The 4,640-nt window shown below is 49.7% G+C and carries 2 protein-coding genes; both read right to left on the bottom strand.

The genetic code is table 11. From position 1 onward, the window contains the following. Positions 1 to 170: 170 nt before the first annotated feature. The gene (locus tag CAG65_RS21445; RefSeq protein WP_161454919.1) at positions 171 to 3,323 is read right to left on the bottom strand and encodes an efflux RND transporter permease subunit; all 3,153 of its coding nucleotides are present in this window, start codon (positions 3,321 to 3,323) and stop codon (positions 171 to 173) included. A gap of 9 nt (positions 3,324 to 3,332) precedes the next feature. Then, entirely contained in the window at positions 3,333 to 4,466 is a 1,134-nt protein-coding gene (locus CAG65_RS21440) for an efflux RND transporter periplasmic adaptor subunit (protein WP_021705216.1), read from the bottom strand. Positions 4,467 to 4,640: the final 174 nt, after the last annotated feature.

Here is a 4,640-nt window from a genome sequence, read left to right as displayed (position 1 = left end):
GCATAGACCATTCCCTAGAAATATCATTAAATTAGCGTGATTTGTCCCTATTTTTTGGATGGCTAAATTACACAAAATATTTCTTGTCACGTCAAAATTTTGTCAATTATAGAAAAAAGAAAAGGCCTTGCCGGAATACTCCGACAAGGCCTGTCAACACCCGTTAATTATCATTCATCATCAAGTGAAATTAATTTTGTGTTCCCACCATGCGCTTTTTCTCGCTGACGTTGTACCAAAGCATAGAAACCCGGAATGAGGAACGTTCCCGCAAGTAATACACACAACAACCCGCCAACTAAGGATATGCCCAGAGAATTCTGACTGACATGCCCGGCCCCCGCAGCAAAAATAAGCGGGAATATCCCCAGAATGAATGACCAAGAGGTCATATTCACCGCCCTGAAACGTAATTTCCCGCCGGTTACTGCTGCTTTATCAATAGCAACATCTCGCCCTTCTCGCTCAATTTTGGCAAACTCGACAATCAAAATCGCGTTCTTTGCTGCCAGTGCGATAAGAAGGACTAAACCAATCTGGGCATACAAATTGAGAGGGGTTCCCGTCAAATTCAATGCCAGGAAAGAACCAAGTGTCGCGATCGGCACGACCAGAATGATCGCCAGCGGAATGCTCCAACTCTCATATTGCGCTACCATAAACAGATAAATGAAGATCAACGCCAGTGCAAACGCAAAAATCGCCTGATTACCCGCTAACACTTCTTGATACGCCATCCCTGTCCACTCATATTGGTAGCCCTGTGGCAGCATGTCAGCTGCGACACGTTCCATCGCCGCAATTGCGTCACCACTGGAATACCCAGGTGCAGCCTGCCCCTGAATGATGGCACTGCGATACATGTTGTAACGCCAGGCGACATCAGGCTCAAACACTTGTTCATAACTGATCAGCGTACTCAAAGGTATCATCTGCCCGCTTGCCGAACGTACATGGAATCGCTGCAAATCGTCCATACTGCTACGGTGATGGCTATCTGCCTGAAGCGTCACACGAAAGTTTTTTCCGAACATAGTGAAATCATTCACGTACAGCGACCCAAGGTTACCCTGTAGCGTTTGGAAGATTTCAGACAGGGAAATGCCCAGTTGCTTGGCCTTTTCACGGTCAATATCCACGTAGTAGTGCGGTACGTTGGCTCGGAACGTACTGAAGCTGAACGCAATCTCAGGCTGGGCATTGGCGGCCTGAATAACGTCATTCATTACAATGGCCAAGTCACTACGGCTGCGCCCTAGCGTATCTTCCAACACAAACTCGAACCCCGACGCCGCGCCCATGCCCGGAACCGCAGGTGGGCCCATAGCAAACACCACTGCCTGAGGCAGTTCTTTGGCAGCCCGGGCATTAACACGCTGAACGATCGCGCTAGAGGAATGATCGCCATTCAAATTATTGCGGGTTTCCCAATCATGCAATTTGATGAACATCGACGCCCCGTTAGATGCCGCCGCCCCGGTCATAAACGAGTATCCATTAGCTACGGTGACACCATCCACGCCTGGCTCTTGTTCAATCATTGCCATCAGTTGTTCGGTGACTTCTTCTGTGCGAGACAAAGAAGCAGAGGCTGGCAATTGCACATTGACCAGCATGATCCCCTTATCTTCCTGAGGCACAAATGCGGTTGAGGTGGTTTTCGCAAAGAAGCTCACCGCGGCTACCGCAACAATGAAAAACACCACCAGTAAAGCCGACTTCTTCACCAGAAAACCGGCAATTTGACCATAACCGGCGGTCACTTTATCCAACCCACGGTTAAACGCTTTAAACCAGTTCGCGGTGTTGCCGCCTCCTTGTTTAAGAACCAATGAACACAGCGCTGGCGACAACGTCAACGCGTTAATCGACGAGATCACGACCGAGATACAGATGGTCAACGCAAACTGGCGATACATGATCCCAGTAATGCCCGGCAGCATCGCAACGGGAAGAAAGACCGCCAAAAGCACGAGTGTTGACGTGATGATCGGCCCAGTCACCTCCTTCATCGCTAGCAACGTTGCTTTACGAGGTGTGATGTTCGGGTCGTTCGCCATGGTGGTGTCCACGTTTTCGATCACCAGAATCGCATCGTCCACCACAATGCCAATAGCCAGAATTAAGCCAAACAGCGTAACAGTGTTGATGGTAAACCCGGTCGCCAGCATCACGGCAAACGTACCGATCAGCGAAACAGGAATGGCCACCACTGGTATTAATGTGGCACGAGCACTACCCAGAAACAGATAGGTCACCGCGATCACCAGCAAGATGGCCTCAATCAGGGTTTTAACCACACCTTTAATCGATTCCGCCACAAACACCGTCGTGTCATAACTGGTTTCGTAGGCCATTCCTTGCGGGAAGGTGTCGCTCATTTCAGACAACAAAGCCATCACCGCCTTACCACTTTCTAGCGCGTTGGCATCCGATTGCAACGACAGTGCGACGATAGAAGCATCCTGGCCACGGAATTTACCCTGGCCATCGTAGAACTTTTTACCCAGCTCGATACGCGCTACGTCTTTGAGATAAACCGACGCACCGTTACGGTTGGCACGCAGTACGACATTCTCAAACTCGCTAACCGTTTCAAGACGACCTTTCGTAACTAAGTTAAACTGAACTTCCTGCGCATCGTTGTAGGGTGCTGCGCCAATTCGCCCTGCCGCGACCTGAACGTTTTGCTCGGCCAGAGCCTGATAGATGTCGGAGGTGGTTAAGTTGAGATTGGCCATTTTTTCGGGGTCGAGCCAGACACGCATCGCGTATTCGCCGCCGCCAATCACATTAACCTCACTGATGCCTTTCACCCGTGCGAGCTGATCTTTGACATTGAGATTGATGTAATTAATCAGAAACTGGTCGTCATACTTGCCATCTGGTGAATAGAAATTCAGTACCATCAGCAAGTCGGGGGAACGTTTTTTTACGGTGACCCCCACCATACGCACTTCTTGTGGCAGTTTGGATTCAATCTGCGATACCCGGTTCTGCACGTTGACCTGAGCCATGTCAGGGTCCGTACCGACGTCAAACGTCACCGTCAGGTTATAAGACCCATCGTTGGCCGATTTCGAAGACATGTAAATCATGTTCTCGACACCATTAACCGACGTTTCGATCGGGTCGGCAATCGCCTGTTCGACAACTTCAGCGCTCGCACCGGTATAGAATGCAGACACACTGACCGACGGTGGGCTGATTTTCGGATATTCCGCGATCGGCAGAATAGACAGCGCAATGGCGCCGGCCATGGTCAGAATGATGGAAATAACCAGCGCAAACTTAGGGCGCTGGATGAAAAAACGACTTAACATCTGAGCACCTTAGTTATCTTGTTCTGACTGAGCAGTATCCTGGATCCGGACACTCATTCCATTTCGCACGCGCTGTAAGCCTTGAGTGATCACCATATCATCTGGCTGCAAACCTTCCCGGATAATGATCCCCTGCTGGGTTTGGTCACCCAACTTAACATTTCGTCGCTCTGCGATATTGTCCGGAGCGATCACCATGACAAAGTTGCCTTCCAAATCGGTTTGTACAGCGCGGCGTGGAATCACCAATACGTCACGATTTTGCTTTTCACGCAATTCAACTCGCACATGCTGACCTGGAAGCAATTGATGATCTGGATTATCGACGACCGCGCGCATCGCAATCGTACCGGTATTGAGATCAATACGGTTGCCTAAGTAGTCCAGTTTCCCAACGTGGTCAAAAGGTTGGCCGTTCTCCAGCATCAACGCCACTTCCACTTCGTTTGCTTCAGCTTTACCGTTCCCTTGGATACGGTCGATACCAAGCGCCAGGCGTTCACGTTCACTGAGACTGAATGAGGTGTGTACCGGATCCAGACTGACCAGCGTCGTCAACACCCCTGTGGAAGGCGACACCAGATCACCGGTACTGACTTTACTGTCGCTGATCCGGCCACTGAACGGGGCACGGATCTGCGTATACGACAGGTTTACTTTCGCTAGTTTAAGCTGAGCACTGGCGGCTTCAACCTGAGCCTCCGCACTGAGTCGCTGAGCGGTCAGATTATCGAATTCCGACTGAGAAATACTGCCGCGAGGCAATAGATTTTTGCCGCGCTGAAAGTCAAGCTGCGCCTTTTTCAACGCTGCGTTGGCCTGAGCCAGTGATGCATTAGCGCTGGCAAGTTGTGCCTCAAAGGAAGACGGTTCAATGCTGTACAGCAATTGGCCTTTTTCGACCATTTGACCTTCTTCAAAATGGCGCTGTTTCAAATAACCAGATATCTGGGCCGTGATCTCAGTATCTTCGACCGCTTCAATGCGACCAATGTAGTTGCGACTGTGCTGGTAAGGAACGACGATGACATTTTCCGCCGTGACCAGAGCGATCGGTGACGTAGGTTTCTGTGCAGACTGTTCACCGCACCCAGCCAGAATCAGAGCGCTGGCGAGCGTGGTTATGATGAGCTTTTTTTTCATGGAAAACCGCTGAATAGATTGGAACAAGGAATAGGAACCTAATCAACGGTATCATCAGAAATGTCTGAAAAAAATCAAAGCCGAATGTCGTTTTGTATCAAGATATTGCTGTTGATTTTTCTTTGCTTTCATTGATATTTTTTAATAATTCCCGCGGCGAATCCCAAGTGTAAA

It is taken from the genome of Vibrio sp. V39_P1S14PM300, assembly GCF_009904765.1.
Lineage (GTDB): Bacteria > Pseudomonadota > Gammaproteobacteria > Enterobacterales > Vibrionaceae > Vibrio > Vibrio proteolyticus.
Note: the sequence above shows the minus strand (reverse complement) of the source record. Positions and strands in the feature narration are given on the sequence as shown.